Annotated in this window: 10 protein-coding genes; 2 read left to right on the top strand and 8 right to left on the bottom strand. The window is 39.9% G+C overall.

Going from position 1 to position 16,440, the window contains the following annotated elements; genetic code table 11:
- Window positions 1–49: 49 nt before the first annotated feature.
- The 3 genes from AC1M9A_RS01240 to AC1M9A_RS01230 all read right to left on the bottom strand — a co-directional run bounded on the left by AC1M9A_RS01240 (window position 50) and on the right by AC1M9A_RS01230 (window position 5,074).
- Window positions 50–166, bottom strand: a complete 117-nt coding sequence (locus AC1M9A_RS01240) for a hypothetical protein (RefSeq protein ID WP_092766106.1) — start codon at window positions 164–166, stop codon at window positions 50–52.
- 236 nt (window positions 167–402) lie between these two features.
- On the bottom strand, window positions 403–2,607 hold the full coding sequence (locus tag AC1M9A_RS01235) for an OsmC domain/YcaO domain-containing protein (protein WP_481586659.1): 2,205 nt from the start codon (window positions 2,605–2,607) through the stop codon (window positions 403–405).
- Window positions 2,608–2,842: 235 nt separating this feature from the next.
- Complete coding sequence (locus tag AC1M9A_RS01230; protein ID WP_481586658.1) at window positions 2,843–5,074, bottom strand: NADP-dependent isocitrate dehydrogenase; 2,232 nt, start codon at window positions 5,072–5,074, stop codon at window positions 2,843–2,845.
- 977 nt (window positions 5,075–6,051) lie between these two features.
- Here AC1M9A_RS01230 and AC1M9A_RS01225 point away from each other — a divergent pair.
- A complete protein-coding gene (locus tag AC1M9A_RS01225; RefSeq protein ID WP_481609460.1) occupies window positions 6,052–7,104 on the top strand; it encodes a GlxA family transcriptional regulator in 1,053 nt (350 codons plus the stop codon).
- A 158-nt stretch (window positions 7,105–7,262) separates the two neighbouring features.
- A complete protein-coding gene (yddG, locus tag AC1M9A_RS01220; RefSeq protein ID WP_481609459.1) occupies window positions 7,263–8,210 on the top strand; it encodes an aromatic amino acid DMT transporter YddG in 948 nt (315 codons plus the stop codon).
- Window positions 8,211–8,233: 23 nt separating this feature from the next.
- On the opposite strand, the gene yddG (AC1M9A_RS01215) is transcribed toward yddG (AC1M9A_RS01220), so the two are convergent.
- The 5 genes from yddG (AC1M9A_RS01215) to AC1M9A_RS01195 form a co-directional block, all read right to left on the bottom strand.
- Complete coding sequence (gene yddG / locus AC1M9A_RS01215) at window positions 8,234–9,121, bottom strand: aromatic amino acid DMT transporter YddG (protein ID WP_481609458.1); 888 nt, start codon at window positions 9,119–9,121, stop codon at window positions 8,234–8,236.
- 33 nt (window positions 9,122–9,154) lie between these two features.
- Window positions 9,155–12,592, bottom strand: coding sequence for a pyruvate carboxylase (locus tag AC1M9A_RS01210; RefSeq protein ID WP_481609457.1), 3,438 nt, complete (start codon window positions 12,590–12,592; stop codon window positions 9,155–9,157).
- A 95-nt stretch (window positions 12,593–12,687) separates the two neighbouring features.
- On the bottom strand, window positions 12,688–13,863 hold the full coding sequence (locus tag AC1M9A_RS01205) for a hypothetical protein (protein ID WP_481609456.1): 1,176 nt from the start codon (window positions 13,861–13,863) through the stop codon (window positions 12,688–12,690).
- Window positions 13,864–13,991: 128 nt separating this feature from the next.
- Window positions 13,992–15,488: an aldehyde dehydrogenase gene (locus AC1M9A_RS01200; protein WP_481609455.1), complete on the bottom strand. Its 1,497-nt coding sequence runs from the start codon at window positions 15,486–15,488 to the stop codon at window positions 13,992–13,994.
- Window positions 15,488–16,396, bottom strand: a complete 909-nt coding sequence (locus AC1M9A_RS01195) for a dihydrodipicolinate synthase family protein (protein ID WP_481609454.1) — start codon at window positions 16,394–16,396, stop codon at window positions 15,488–15,490. The genes AC1M9A_RS01200 and AC1M9A_RS01195 overlap by 1 nt, the downstream gene beginning before the upstream one ends.
- Window positions 16,397–16,440 lie beyond the last annotated feature (44 nt).

Raw genomic sequence — 16,440 nt, 5'->3', positions numbered from 1 at the left:
TGACAGTGAATACTTTCTAAATTTGCATTCTCACCGATCAGCATGAACTTTATTTCATTTGGAGGTATTCCCAAATCAGGTAACCTAATCCAAAGCCTAGACAGGAATACGCAGTAATAATAAAGAAAACGAAACTTGCTTTATTCTTTTTTTTCAAGAAATTCATAATGTTCGCCTTAAGTTAACTCGTCATGCACTATGATAATGCATTTAGCAAATAATACTAGTGAAATAGAATTATTTTCCTTAAATATCAATAAATTACTATTTTTAATAAATACTATCAGTACTTTTCATAACCACTTCATTTTATTATAAAAAAATTGAATATCCCACCTAAATGCATCAATTTTCAGATCTTTAAAATAAAAAGGCCACTCTTCATAGTGGCCTTTCATTCGATCAGTTTTGTTGAGAAACAAAACGTGCTCTGGCAGCATGAAGCTTCTTATAGCTCTCAATAAGTTTTAAATGACGATCGAGGCCTTCGAGTTGCATATTGGTTGGCGTTAATCCATAAAAACGTACATCGCCTTCGATTGAGCCTATTGCAGCATCGACTCTCTCATCACCAAACATACGTCTAAAATTTGGTTCGTAGTCTTCAATTTCCATCTCTTCATCTAACAATACTTCTAATACAACATCCATGCATTGATAGAATAAACCGCGTTCTACAGTATTGGTGTTGTATTGTAAGAACTGTTCTACTTGGTCTTTCGCTTCTTCGAAATTTTCCAAAGCTAAGTTAATCAATAATTTTAATTCAAGAATAGTTAACTGACCCCACACCGTATTATCGTCAAATTCAACACCAATCAAGGTAATAATATCGGTATAGTCATCCACTTCAACTTCTTCAAGTTTCTCAAGCAAAGCTTCGAGCTGTTCATTATCCAAACGATGTAAATTAAGAATATCTTCTCTAAAGGCTAAAGCTTTATTGGTATTGTCCCAAACCAGATCCTCAACCAAATACACCTCAGAATATCCTGGCACCAGAATTCGGCATGCAGTTGCACCTAAATGTTGGTATACAGCCATGTAAACTTCTTTACCCATCTCTTTTAGGATATTGAACATCTTTTCAGCTTCTTCAGCATTTGTATTTTCACCCTGACTGGTGAAATCCCACTCTACGAAATCATAATCAGATTTCGAACTAAAGAATCTCCAAGATACAACGCCCGATGAATCAATAAAGTGTTCCACAAAGTTATTTGGTTCTGTCAGTGCATGGCTATTGAAAGTAGGACGTGGTAAGTCATTTAAACCTTCAAAACTACGACCTTGTAAAAGTTCGGTAAGGCTGCGTTCCAATGCAACTTCAAAGTTTGGATGAGCCCCGAATGATGCAAAAACACCACCCGTTCTTGGATTCATTAATGTCACGCACATGACTGGGAATTTCCCACCTAATGAAGCATCTTTGACCAGCACTGGAAAACCTTGCTCCTCAAGTCCCTTAATACCCTCAACTATTTTTGGGTACTTTGCTAGAACATGTTCAGGTACATCTGGCAGGGTAATTTCACCCTCTAAAATTTCGCGCTTCACCGCACGCTCAAATATTTCAGATAAACATTGTACTTGTGCTTCAGCCAAGGTATTTCCTGCGCTCATACCATTTGACAGATACAAATTTTCGATCAAATTTGAAGGGAAATATACAATCTCACCGTCTGACTGGCGCACAAATGGTAACGAACAGATACCTCTCTCAATATTGCCAGAATTTGTGTCGTACAGATGTGTGCCTAATAACTCATCTTCGGGATCGTAAATTTCAAGTGTATATTCATCTAAAATTTCTGATGGCAATTCACCATTTGGACCTGGTTGGAACCACTTTTCATCTGGGTAATGCACAAATTCAGCATTTGCGATTTCTTCACCCCAAAATTGGTCGTTATAGAAGAAATTACAATTCAAACGTTCAATAAACTCGCCTAATGCAGATGCTAAGGCACTCTCTTTCGTTGAACCTTTACCATTGGTAAAACACATTGGCGCTTGTGCATCGCGAATATGTAAAGACCATACGTTTGGCACTATATTCCGCCAAGACGCAATTTCAATCTTCATCCCTAAGCCCGCCAAAATTGCAGACATGTTGGCAATCGTTTCTTCAAGCGGCAAATCTTTGCCCGGAATAACAGTCACATTTTCCTTGGCAATATTTGGCATAAGTAAAGCTTGAGCATCCGCATCAATGCTTTCAACTTCCTCAATAACAAATTCTGGACCTGTTTGAATCACTTTTTTTACAGTGCAACGGTCGATTGAACGTAAAATACCTTGTCGATCCTTATCAGAGATATCTGAGGGTAATTCGACTTGAATTTTAAAAATTTGTTTATAACGGTTTTCTGGATCAACAATATTATTTTGGGATAATCGAATATTTTCTGTAGGAATATCTCGTGCAGCACAATACACCTTTACAAAATAAGCTGCACATAATGCTGAAGACGCAAGAAAATAGTCAAATGGGCCTGGCGCAGATCCATCACCTTTATAACGAATAGGTTGATCGGCAATAACCGTGAAATCATCGAACTTTGCTTCCTGTCGAAGATTGTCGAGATAATTGACTTTGATTTCCATGCGGGCACCTACAGAACTTATCCAAACAGCTAGATAAGTTAAAAATAAATTAAAACGCATTGTAATCAGAAATGCTTGCAAATTGAATGAAAGTTTTTTAAATCCTCCCCTTAAGCTCTCTCTAATTGGGCGTAATCAGTATTTTATTTACAAAAATTTTAACAAAAAAAAGCTGGTACCGTAGTACCAGCTTTTTTAATCCGCCAAACTGAAATTCAGTTCAACTTAAGTGTTATTAGATGCTTGCAATAGCAGCATTTAAAGTTGCACTTGGACGCATAACTGCATTTACTTTCTCTGGATCGATTGCGTAGTAACCACCGATATCAACAGATTTACCTTGAACTTCTGCAAGTTCAGCAACGATCTTCTCTTCATTTTCAGCTAAAGTCTTCGCTAAAGTAGAGAATGTCGCTTTTAATTCAGCATCTTCGTCTTGAGCTGCTAATTCTTCAGCCCAGAACTTCGCTAAATAGAAATGGCTACCACGGTTGTCTAACTCACCTGTACGACGTGATGGAGATTTGTCGTTGTCAAGTAATTTACCAGTTGCAGCATCCAATGTTTTCGCAAGAAGTTTAGCTTTAGGGTTGTTTTCTTTAATACCAAGCTCTTCAAGTGAAACAGCGAGTGCAAGGAACTCACCTAAAGAATCCCAACGTAAGTGGTTTTCTTCAACAAGTTGTTGTACGTGTTTAGGTGCTGAACCACCTGCACCAGTTTCGTACATACCGCCACCCGCCATTAAAGGCACGATAGACAGCATTTTCGCAGAAGTACCAAGCTCCATAATTGGGAACAAGTCAGTGAGGTAGTCACGTAGAATGTTACCCGTTACAGAGATTGTATCTAGACCACGAGCAACACGTTCAAGTGTGTAACGCATTGCACGTACTTGAGACATGATTTGGATGTCTAGACCATCTGTATCGTGATCTTTTAAGTATTTTTGAACTTTCTTGATCAATTCGTTTTCGTGTGGACGGTATGGGTCTAACCAGAAGATTGCTGGCATACCAGAGTTACGTGCACGTGTTACAGCTAGTTTTACCCAGTCGCGGATCGGTGCATCTTTCACCTGACACATACGCCAGATATCACCTTCTTCCACGTTTTGAGACATTAAAACTTCGCCAGTTTCAATATCTGTGATGTTAGCAACACCAGCTTGCGCGATTTCGAAAGTTTTGTCGTGTGAACCGTATTCTTCAGCTTTTTGAGCCATTAGACCAACGTTAGGTACAGTACCCATTGTACGTGGGTCAAAGTTACCATTCCACTTACAGAAGTTGATCATTTCTTGGTAAATACGTGCAAATGTAGATTCAGGCATTACTGCTTTACAGTCGTAAGGCTTGCCGTCAGCACCCCACATTTTACCACCACCACGGATCATTGCAGGCATAGAAGCATCTACGATCACGTCGTTTGGAGAATGGAAATTAGTGATACCTTTTGCTGAATCCACCATTGCTAAAGCAGGACGGTGTTCTTGACATGCGTGTAGATCTTCGATGATCTCTTCACGTAAAGAAGTCGGTAAAGTTTCGATCTTCTCGTAAAGACCAGCCATACCGTTGTTTACGTTAATACCTAGTTCGTCGAACAGTTTACCGTGTTTTTCGAACGCTTCTTTGTAATAAATCTTCACACAGTGACCAAATACGATCGGGTGTGAAACTTTCATCATGGTTGCTTTAACGTGTAAAGAGAACAAGATGCCCGCTTCTTTACAATCATCTAATTCTTTTTCATAGAAGTCACAAAGCGCTTTCTTGCTCATGAACATTGAATCGATGATTTCGCCGTCTTGCAGTGCAACTTTGTCTTTAAGAACGATAGTTTCACCAGAATTCGTGATCAATTCCATTTTCACATTGCGAGGACGATCTAAAGTCATAGACTTTTCGCCGTGATAGAAGTCACCTTCATCCATGTGAGAAACGTGAGTTTGTGACCACTGTTTCCACTCACCCATAGAATGTGGGTGTTTTTTCGCATAGTTTTTAACAGCAGCAGGCGCACGACGGTCAGAGTTCCCTTCACGCAATACTGGGTTTACTGCTGAACCTAAGCATTTACCAAAACGTGCTTTGAGTGCTTTTTCTTCTTCAGTCGTAGGATTCTCAGGATAATCTGGAATTGCATAGCCTTTTGATTGAAGCTCTTTGATACATGCAGTCAACTGAGCTACAGATGCACTGATGTTTGGAAGTTTGATGATGTTTGTGTCTGGATCTTGTGTAAGACGACCTAATTCTGCAAGATTGTCTGATACTTTCTGCTCTTCGCTAAGGTATTCAGAGAATTCAGCGAGCACGCGTGCTGCAACTGAGATGTCAGTTTTTACAATCTCAACACCAGCAGGCTTAGTAAAGGTCTCAATGATCGGCAGTAGTGAGTAAGTCGCCAGTAATGGCGCCTCGTCGGTCAGTGTGTAGATGATAGTTGACTTTCCACCAGCCATATATAGCCCCTTGCTTTGGATTGAGTTACAGAGCACCGAACTTTTGGTCCAGTCTCTTAGAACCGATTTGCTTAAATTAAAACGTTGAGAGTATCGTTCTTCGTCGCATTTCAGTCAATGAAATAAGCTTTTAGTACGCTATTTTGATGAAATAACATACAAAATAGTATCCATCTTTAGTTTGATAATACTGTATGAATTTCATTACTTCTGAATGAAAAGTGAAGAACTGGTAATGAACGTTGATCTCAACTTCCCTGTAATATGAACATTATACGTGTCTCATATTTAAACAGGATGGCAAAAGCGTACATTTCGGGCGTTATTGTAAGTGTTAATGTACGGGTATATTAATAAATTACGGAAATACCCAATATTTAGATTAAAGCATTTTGGGTATTTATACTTAAAATATATAATTTAATATCAAATTTAGAGATTTTTTAAACGCAATTTTTCTTGATAGAGCAAGTGATAACGAATACTTTACTTTTAAAAAAGAAGTAATGTCTTGATTACGAAAAAAGGGCTTAAGTAAAATACTTAAGCCCTTTTTTTTAAATCGTGGTAGGTATATCCAATACCAAACAAGCAAATAACCTATTGATAATTAAATACTTAATTAAATAAATCATATTATTGATACAAATTATGATACAAAAATATTCCTACTGTCTTTACTGTGGCTTTGTATCAATACCCATATTGTCACTTTAATTTAAGAAACAGCTAAATTTTAGAGGTTACAAAGGTTACTGAGGTTACAGCCTTATGGAGCAAGGGTTTAGAGATGTAACCTTTTAGAAAAGTGAAAAGGTTACAGATTTCTGAGGTTACAATTTTTATTAAAGAAGAATATATTAAACAAATGATCACTTTTTATTAATACAATATCTTTTACTATCTTCAGAACCTATAATTAAGTATCGCAGATTCTAAGAATCACTGCTCTATATGGATATTGACGGTGAAGTTATATGAAATATTCTTCTCATGCTTATGATGAAACATCCCCCTCTGAAGAAAGTCTATCCTCAGTTCACCCGGATTTACGGGTTGGATTTATTCTGATGAATAAATTTACCTTAGCACCTATTTCCGGTTTCGTTGAATCTCTTAGATTTGCAGCAGATAAGTCTTTTCGTAGTTTGCAAATTTACTGTAAATGGGACTGGATGACCTTTAATGATGAACCCGTTACTGCAAGTTGTGGACTATCAGTTAACCCAACAACATCACTTAACGTAAAAGATTTAAAAGAAAATTATGATTACATTGTTATTGCAGGTGGTTTACTCACAGAAACACGTAATCCTCCAGAAAAACTATTAGAAATACTCATCGACATACACAATGCAAAAATACCTATTATTGCTTTATGTTCAGGCTGTTTCGTTTTAGGAAATGCAGGGCTTATGGATGGTCGGAAATGTGCAATTCATTTCACTACTAGAGAAGAGTTTTCAGAAAGATTTCCTAAAGCAATCACAGTGGTGGATAAAGCTTATGTCGAAGACCAGGGTATTTTTACCTGCCCCGGCGGAACTGCCATAGATTTAGCAGCAGATTTAATACGGCGTCACTGTGGCGATATTCGGGCACAAAAAAGCTTAGAATATTTACTCGTTAATGCTGAAAAACAAATCATTGATGAAAAAGAGGAGATACATTTAAATAGTCCAAGTACTTATGAAAATAGTATTGTCTCTAAGGCTATATCCTTTATGAGCGAAAATTTAAGTGCGCACGTTACCCTAAAAGAAGTAGCTGAGCATGTGAGAACAAACCCGAGACAACTGCACCGCGCATTTTTATCGAGTACCAATGAACCTCCATCAAATTATTGGCGAAAACTAAGACTAGAACATGCCAGAAAGTTACTTGCAAACACCAATGCTTACATCACCAATATTGCCATTGAATGTGGTTTTTCTGATGCCTCTCATTTTATTCTTTGGTTTAAAAAACAATACGGCGAAACACCTTTTACATATAGAAAACGCCGTCATGAGGTAGAAAAACTCAAATAATAAATAAATTCAATCGCTCAACTAAAATAGAAAATTTTATATAAATTGTCCTTAATAATCTATTTTTTGACTTTAAATTCTTTTAACCTGTCAGACTTCGTGCTTTTCCTACTTCCCTTTAGCAGCTCAGTCAACTCTTTGAGTTATCCAACTTTGTTATGTCAAAAAATCTAGCAACTTTGATTGGTTTAAGCGCCATTCTCATGTGGGCATCTATGGTCGGCCTTATTAAGCATATTACTGCCGCAATTGGTCCAGATATGGGTATTACGCTGATTTATACTTTTAGTGCCGTACTGTTGCTGATTATTTTTAGAGTTCCAAATTTTAAGTTAATTTCTAAAAAATATTTAATTATAGGTACAGCTCTATTCATTGCTTACGAACTCTGTTTTTCATTTGCAATTGCCTATTCTAAAACAGCTCAACAGGCTATTGAAGTGAGCATTATTAACTACCTCTGGCCAAGCTTAACGGTTTTAGCCTTTGTTATTTTTAAAGAATTAAAGTTCAATTTTATTATTATCTTAGGTTTAGTCATCTCAATTGTAGGCATTATTTTTATTCAGACCGGAAATGGCGATTTTAGTCTAAATAGTATTGTCGATAATTTTCATAGTAATCCTTTAAGTTATATTTTGGCATTTGCTGGTGCCATCATTTGGGCTTTTTACTGTGTGTTAACAAAGAAAATGAGTAATGGACAAAATCCGATTACTATTTTCTTTATCTGTGTAGCGCTCACCCTATGGATTAAGCTATTTATCACGGGTCACGCAACTCTACCTTCTATAGATCTAGCGACATTTATATCGTTAGGTGCTGCTTCTGTTGCAATTGGTTTAGGTTATGCAGCCTGGAATATTGGTATCATTCATGGAAATATTACCATGCTGGTTGTTGCTTCTTACTTTACTCCGATCATATCATCCCTTTTGGCCATGTTCGTTTTGCAAACCGAATTGTCTATAAGTTTTTGGCAAGGAACTGCAATGGTAACTACAGGTTCCTTTATTTGCTGGATTTCTACTAACTGGTCAGTTATTCGTCCTTTTATTAGAAAGATAGCTAGAGAAATTCAATATCTCTTTACATCGAATCGTTAGGAACTGAACCGACCATCTTTTTTTTAACGCTTCTGCCGCGTGGCAAGCCAGCATAAAACCGAACCGATACATACCATAGCTGCCCCCTGCCAAAAAGACATTGATAGCGGTGTTTGTAAAACGATTGCTGCTAGAGCTGCTGAAAACACAGGTATAAAATAAGATGCACCTGCCAGAATCGTTACATTGCCATGCAAGATCCCGACGTTCCATGCGGCATAACCAAAACCCATTGCCGCCGCAGCGAGTACTAGATAGATAATTGCGTGAAGGTTAAACACCATTGGCGCCCCTCCAATGACGAGGTATTTCACCCATAAAACTAGTGCTGTAAGCATGAAAAAAAGCGTTACACCATTTTTTCCGTTGGCGATTCTTGCAGTTACCGTGCAATAAGTCGCCCAAATTAATGCGCCGATAAAAGCCAATCCATAACTGAGCGGATTATCTTTTATATTTTCGAGCATGCTTGCCAAATCAAGTCCTTGCTCACCGCCAAGTACCCAGCAGATTCCCAAAATGGCAATGACAAATCCGGGAATCACTAACCAGTTAGATTTTTGATTATTAAATAAAATAGCTGCAACCATTGTTAAAGCTGGCCATAAATAATTGACCATTCCCACTTCAATAGCTTGGCGATTGGTATTTGAATAACCAATAGATAAGGCAAGGCATAACTCATAAGATACAAACAATAAGCTTCCCCAAATTAAATAGCGCTTAGGGAATTCACTAATCTTTGGAAACCCAATACTAATCAAGAGAAAGACAGAAGCAACGCTATACATCATGGCCGCCCCACCAGTTGCTCCCAAGCTCTCGCTTACACTACGAATTAGCCCAACAATAGAACTCCATAACAAAACAGCGATGAGTCCTATTAACGTTGCATTTCTCTTGCTTATCATATCTTTAAACCACTTCTCAAATTGATAGCCGTTCTATTGAACGACTAAAACCAAGTCCATATTTCTCACTTGCTTACCGGCACTTATTAAAATCTCCTGAACTACACAGTCCTGATCAGCTTTGACAGCCAACTCCATTTTCATCGCTTCAATGGTAAATAAAGTTTCGCCTTTTTTGACAGACTGACCCAGTTTCACTGGTACTGTACTGATCATGCCTGGCATTGATGCTCCTATATGTTTCGGATTTGTTGGGTCAGCTTTAGGATGAGCACTTACCTCTTTCTGACTCGCCTGATTAATTTGTACCAGACGCAACTGACCATTCAGCTCTACAAATAGATCAATCACCCCATCTTTGACTTCTGAGCGGCCCAGCAGTTTTATTTCTAGTGTCTTGCCGCGTTCAAGCTCAATTTCAACTGGACTTTGCTCTTTTAAACCATAAAAGAAGGCTGAAGATGGAATACTTGATACCGTGCCATATTTCAGTTTGTGCTTCATAAAGTCTGTAAAGACTTTTGGATACATCAGATATGATGCCAATTCCTGTTCGGTCATTTCTTTCCCGAACATATTTTCAAGCATTGTTTTTTCACCAGCCAAATCGACTGGTGGCATCACTGCTCCTGGGCGATCACTTAACGGTGCTGCACCTTTTAACACCTTGTGCTGTAAATCTTTTGGAAAGCCATGTGCCGGTGTGCCTAGCTCACCTTTAAACAGTGAAACCACCGATTCAGGGAAATCAATCTCAAGCTTCGGGTTTTCAATATCTTCTGAATTAAGATTATTCGACACCATATACAAAGCCATATCACCCACTACTTTAGACGTCGGGGTAACTTTCACAATGTCGCCAAACAATAAGTTGACTTGTGCATAGGCATCGGAAACTTCCGACCAGCGTTCTTCAATGCCAAGGGAACGAGCCTGTTCACGTAAGTTGGTATATTGTCCACCCGGCATTTCATGATGATAGACATCGGCTGTACCTGCACGCATATCTGCCTCAAACGGTGCATAGATATGGCGTACACCTTCCCAGTAAGTAGAAAGCTGTTGCAGGTTATTCGGGTTGAGTCCTGTATCACGATCGGTATTCTGTAAGGCTGCAACCACTGAGCCCATACTCGGTTGTGAAGTGAGTCCACTCATGGCATCCATGGCAGTATCGACTGCATCAACGCCAGCATCGATGGCAGACAAAATGCTAGCCGCGGCGATACCGCTGGTATCATGGGTGTGAAAGTGTATCGGCAATCCGGTTTCTTCTTTCAATGCCTTGATCAGCTCACATGCTGCGGCTGGCTTACAAATACCGGCCATATCCTTAATGGCAAGAATATTGGCCCCTGCTTTTTGCAGCTGCTTTGCCATATCAACATAGTAGTTGAGGTTATATCTGCGGTTGTTATCAAAAATATCACTGGTATAGCAGATTGCTGTTTCACACAGCATGCCTGACTCTCGAACGGCATCAATGGCAACCCGCATGTTATCGACCGCATTAAGTGAGTCAAATACACGGAACAGGTCGATCCCACCTTGCGCAGCTTGTCCAATAAAGTGACGGACGACATTATCTGGATAATTGGTATATCCTACTGCATTGGATGAGCGAAGTAGCATTTGGAATAAAATGTTCGGCACCGCTTCACGCAGTTGAGCCAGACGCTCCCACGGGTCTTCTTTTAAAAAGCGCATCGACACATCAAAGGTTGCCCCACCCCAGCATTCCAGTGAAAACAGCTCACTAGCCATATGAGAATAATAAGGTGCAATCGCCAACATATCTGCGGTACGCATTCGTGTTGCAAATAAGGACTGATGGGCATCACGCATGGTGGTATCAGTGACCAATACTCGTTTTTGGTCAAGCATCCAGTTTGAGAAACCCTCTGCACCCAGTAATTTAAACTGATCTCGGGTTCCACTCGGAAGAGGCTGGTTTAAGTTAAATGTCGGTAACTGTGCCGGAGCTGGTACGGTTTCAGGAAGTGAACGTCCTTTGAGTTCGGGTTGTCCATTGACGGTAATGTCACCTAAAAACTCCAGTAACTTAGTCGCACGATCCTGCTTAGGTTTAAGGTTAAATAATTCAGGCGTAGTATCAATAAAACGGGTGGTACAGGTGCCTTGTGTGAATAAAGGATGTGTTACCACATTTTCTAAAAATGCCAGATTATTTGAGACGCCGCGGATACGGAACTCCTGTAATGCTCGCAGCATACGGGCATTGGCTTCATCCCCACTTGCGCCGCGAACTGTGACTTTAGCCAGTAAAGAATCATAATATGGCGTAATGACTGCACCGGTATAGGCAGTACCACTGTCTACCCGTACACCGAAACCAGTTGCGCTACGAAATGCAGTCAAACGTCCATAGTCCGGCATAAAGCCATTATTAGGGTCTTCAGTAGTGAGACGGCATTGTAATGCATGGCCTAATAATTTGATCTGCTCTTGTGGTGGAATAAAACTACTGCCATCGCCGACTGCAGCTCCTTCAGTTACCCGAATTTGTGCTTTGACAATATCAATGCCCGTAATTTCTTCTGTGACCGTATGTTCAACTTGAATACGTGGATTGACTTCGATGAAATAAAATTCATCTGTGTCAGCATCCATTAAGAATTCAACCGTACCCGCATGCGTGTAATTTACCGCACGGGCAAGTCTTAAAGCAGCGTCACAGATTTTACTGCGCTGCGTTTCTGACAAATAAGGTGCTGGCGCACGCTCGACCACCTTCTGGTTACGTCGTTGTACCGTACAATCCCTTTCAAACAGATGTACGATATTGCCATGGGTATCCCCCAAAATCTGTACTTCGACATGGCGGGCATGGCGAATCAGTTTCTCTAGATAGACTTCGTCATTGCCAAATGCGGATTTGGCTTCACGACGTGCAACGATAATTGCATCTTCGAGTTCATTTTCATTTTCAACCACACGCATGCCACGACCACCACCACCCCAGCTCGCTTTAAGCATGAGTGGATACCCCACTTCAGCAGCCAGTAACTGGCAGTCTTCAATACGTTCCGGTAGTGCCGATGTGGCAGGAACAACAGGTACACATGCAACCATTGCAACGTTACGCGCCATTACCTTATTGCCTAACTGACGCATCACTTCCGGTTTTGGACCGATAAAACGGATTCCCGCTTTGCTACAAGCTTCGGCAAACTCAGGATTTTCAGACAAGAAACCATAGCCCGGATGAATGGCATCTACCTCTGCCTCAAGAGCAATACGGATAATATCTTCAATATCCAGATAGGCCGCAATTGGCTTTTTGCCAGCACCTACCCGATAAGCTTCATCCGACTTGAAGCGATGCAAGGCAAATTTATCTTCTTCTGCATAAATTGCAACCGTGCGGATACCCATTTCTGTGGCAGCACGCATCACTCGAATTGCGATTTCACCACGGTTGGCAACTAAGATTTTACGTATTGGTTTCATCTTTTTAACACTTTTAAATTACTCTCAAGCATTCTTGTCAGCTCTGCTTGAGAGCGTAGTTAATTGAAGTAGATTGAACAGTTAAGGCGCAACTCTTAGAAGTTATAAACCAGCATCACATTTAAGAGCTTGTTCCACTTGCCATCATCGCCCGTTGCAAGTGAGTTGCCTGTTCCACCCACAAATGGATCGTTTTTACTCATTAAATATTCGGTATAGACCGAAATATTCTTGTAATCCCATGCAATACCCATAATGTTTCGCTGTGAGTCATCGAAGTCCTGTTTTTTCTTGTTGAAACCACTAAAAACAACATAAGGTGTTACATTGAGTGAGTCTTTTACATTCTTAAAGGTGTAACTGGTATCTACGGTGTAGAAATAACCCTTGTTGGCAATGTCGTACTCACCGTCGAATGAACCAAAAGTAGAGCTCGCTGGGCTTAAGGTATCTTTGTTGCTAATCGACTGTCTCCCACCTGTAAGTACCACATTTAAATTTTTATAATAAATGCGGTTAAACACAGCCCATGTGTTTCGATTTCCATCGGCAGATGTCTTTTTATTTTCAATATCTGAAGACCAGTAGCTTCCTCCAACTGATACTTTTAAATCATCCGTACTTAAAAACTTAAGGTCTTGATCAACACGAGCCATCCACATGTTTTTTTCATTTAGGTTGGTTTTAAGTGGATCAGATGAAGTGACTACATTGGCGGTATAGCGTGCAGAATCCTTACTTGTTCCGTGATAGTTGCCACCGTCAGTTGCGAAATATGCGAGATCAACTTTGGTAGCGGTTGGCATTTCAAAGTGATAGTTCACACCTAAATCTAAAGCATCTTGTAGGCCCATGGTATTGTTAATACCTGCATAGAAACTGCTATCCCAATAGCGGCCCGGACCAAAAGGAATCGGTTGCAAACCGACCGTAATATTATCGGTCGCATTTAAGCGGTAGCCTGCATAGGCCTGTACCAAAGTCGAGAAATCACAAAATTTATCGTATTGATAGCAGCGGTATTGGACTTTACCAAACCAGTCGGGTGACTCATAAGCTACATTTAGAATCGCTGCATCAAACTTAATTTTCTGATCAGAAGTAAATTCGCCGTAGTGTTTATCTTGATAGTTGGCCCGTAAAGTTCCCGAAACTGTTACTGCCCCCAATTCAGTTTTTGGGTCACCGAAAGTTACACCAGCAAAAATAGGTGTAGACATACCAGCTACAAACAAACCCATTCCCACTTTTTTGATATAGACATTATTCATTTACATTTCCTTATTTAAATGAATTTTGGATAAAACGATCCCTTCAAAAACTTTTTTGTTTTCGAATTAAAAGTTAACGTGTTTTTTAAAACTCCCTTGGCTCCCAAGAACCAAGGGTTACAGAAGTTTTAAGACTCAGACACATCAATCCAGATGGTCTTTAATTCTGTGTATTGGTCATGCGCCCAAATCGATTTATCTCGGCCACCAAAACCAGACTCTTTGTAACCACCAAATGGTGTCGTAATGTCACCTTCCCCAAAACAGTTCACGGTCACTACGCCAGCACGAATAGCGCGTGAAAGCTTGATCGCATTGCGTAAGTTACTGGTATAAACCGAACCTGCAAGGCCATAAACCGAATCATTGGCAAGTGCGATGGCTTCATCAATTGTATTGAACGTGGTCACTGACAGAATTGGACCAAAGACCTCTTCTTTAAATAAGGTATCTGTCGCCTTAATGCCATCAACCACGGTTGGCTGAACGAAAATATCTTGTTCAGTGTTGCCACCAAAAACGATTCTTTGTTTTTCAGCTTTTGCCTGATCGATATAAGACTTCACTTTTTCATAGTGTGATTTGCTAACCATCGAACCCAGTTTATGATCTGGATCAAGTGGGTTACCCATTTTCCAGTCATTCAGATGTATACCAATTAAACCTAATAGCTCATCTTTAACATCAGAATGAACAATTAAACGAGAAGATGCAGAACAGTTTTCGCCCATGTTCCAAAAAGCACCATTCACGATATGCTGTGCAACCTGATCTAAATCATCGACATCATTCATCACAACAGCAGGGTTTTTCCCACCACACTCAAGAACAACACGTTTTAGATTTGATTCGGCAGCATATTGTAAAAATAGACGGCCTGTTTCAGTAGAGCCGGTAAAACTCACCATAGTGACATCCATATGTCTACCTAGTGGTTCACCGACTTCACGCCCACCACCCGGCAAAATATTGAATACACCAGCTGGAATACCAGCCTCGGCAGCCAACTCAGCAACACGCAGCGCAGTTAAAGTCGTTTCCTTAGCTGGTTTAATTACCACCGAACAGCCTGCTGCTAAAGACGGCGCAATTTTCCAAGCTAACATCAGTAATGGGAAATTCCAAGGTAAAACAAGCCCAACTACACCAATCGCTTCTCGCACCACCAGTGATAGAGTGTCTGAACCTACAGGTGCTGTATTGTCATAAATCTTGTCGATCAGTTCCGCATGCCAACGAATGGTATGAATCATTTCTGGCACATCAGTTAGCTGACATTCACTGACTGGTTTACCACTGTCTAGACTTTCCATCACGGCCAATTCAACCGTATTTTTCTCTAGAAGGTCAGCAAATTTAAGTAAAACGTTTTTACGCTCATTCGGAGATAAACGATGCCAGCGACCATCATCAAATGCTGCTTTAGCTTTAGCAACCGCAAGGTCCACATCTTGGCTATTACATGAAGTAATTTCAGCAAGTAACTCACCTGTTGCAGGGTTGGTCGTTTTAAACGTTTTGCCTGAAACAGATGCCTGAAATTCACCGTCAATATACGCTAAAGTCTGAAATGATAAGTTTTTGGCAATCGTTGCATATTCAGATGCAGTTAAAAGCTCAGACATTAAATGCCTCCTGTAATGGCTGCAACTTCACGCTTAAGCTCTTCTACAATCACTTTGAAAGCTTGTTTCTTTTCGGCATCCATATCTTGTAACGGTGCACGAACACTACCTGCTTTTAAACCATTAAGTTCACAACCATATTTAATACATTGAATGAAATGACCAGTTTCAAGAAAATCCATTAAAGGCATCATTGCAGCCATAATACGACGACCCTTATCAAAGTCTTTTTCAATTACACAAGCTTCATATAAGGCAATGTGTTCACGAGGTAAAAAGTTTGAACCTGCACAAACCCAACTACGTGCTCCCCATGCAAAAAACTCAAGTGCCTGATCATCCCAACCGCAAGAAAGTTCGAAGATAGGATAGTTACGCGCCAACATGTGTAGCTGGTTCATATCGCCAGAACTTTCTTTAATACCAACAAAGTTCTTTGATTCAGCAAAAACAGTATCAAAAAACTCTTTACCCATGCTTACGCCCATACGAGCTGGGTAGTTATAGAACATAATTGGTAAGCCTGCTGCTTTATCAATTGTTAAAGCATGAGCTGCAACTTCTTGTTCAGTTGGCAATGCATAAGGCGGAATAGTCACTAAAATACTGTCAGCTTTAATTTCTTTAGCCACTTTTGCATATTCAACCGAATCTTCAGTACGAATTGCGCCTGTACCAATCATCAATGAAGTACGTGAACCAATAACATCTTTCGCGTATTTAGCAAGGTCATAACGTTCTTCGGCAGTATGTGCGTAATATTCACCAGTTGTTGCTGCCACAATAATCCCGTGTACTTTTGCATCAATTAAATATTCTAAAACTTCCGCAAAAGCAGCTTTATCAATTGAACCGTCAACTGCTAAAGGAGTAATTGCTGGTGTATAAATACCTTCAAAAAATGTCATGTTTATTCTCCATTACAAAAATTTGTATTCGTTTTTGTCATTAA

The sequence above is a fragment of the Acinetobacter sp. ANC_7634 genome, from assembly GCF_056779875.1.
This window is presented reverse-complemented; position numbering and strand designations above follow the sequence as displayed.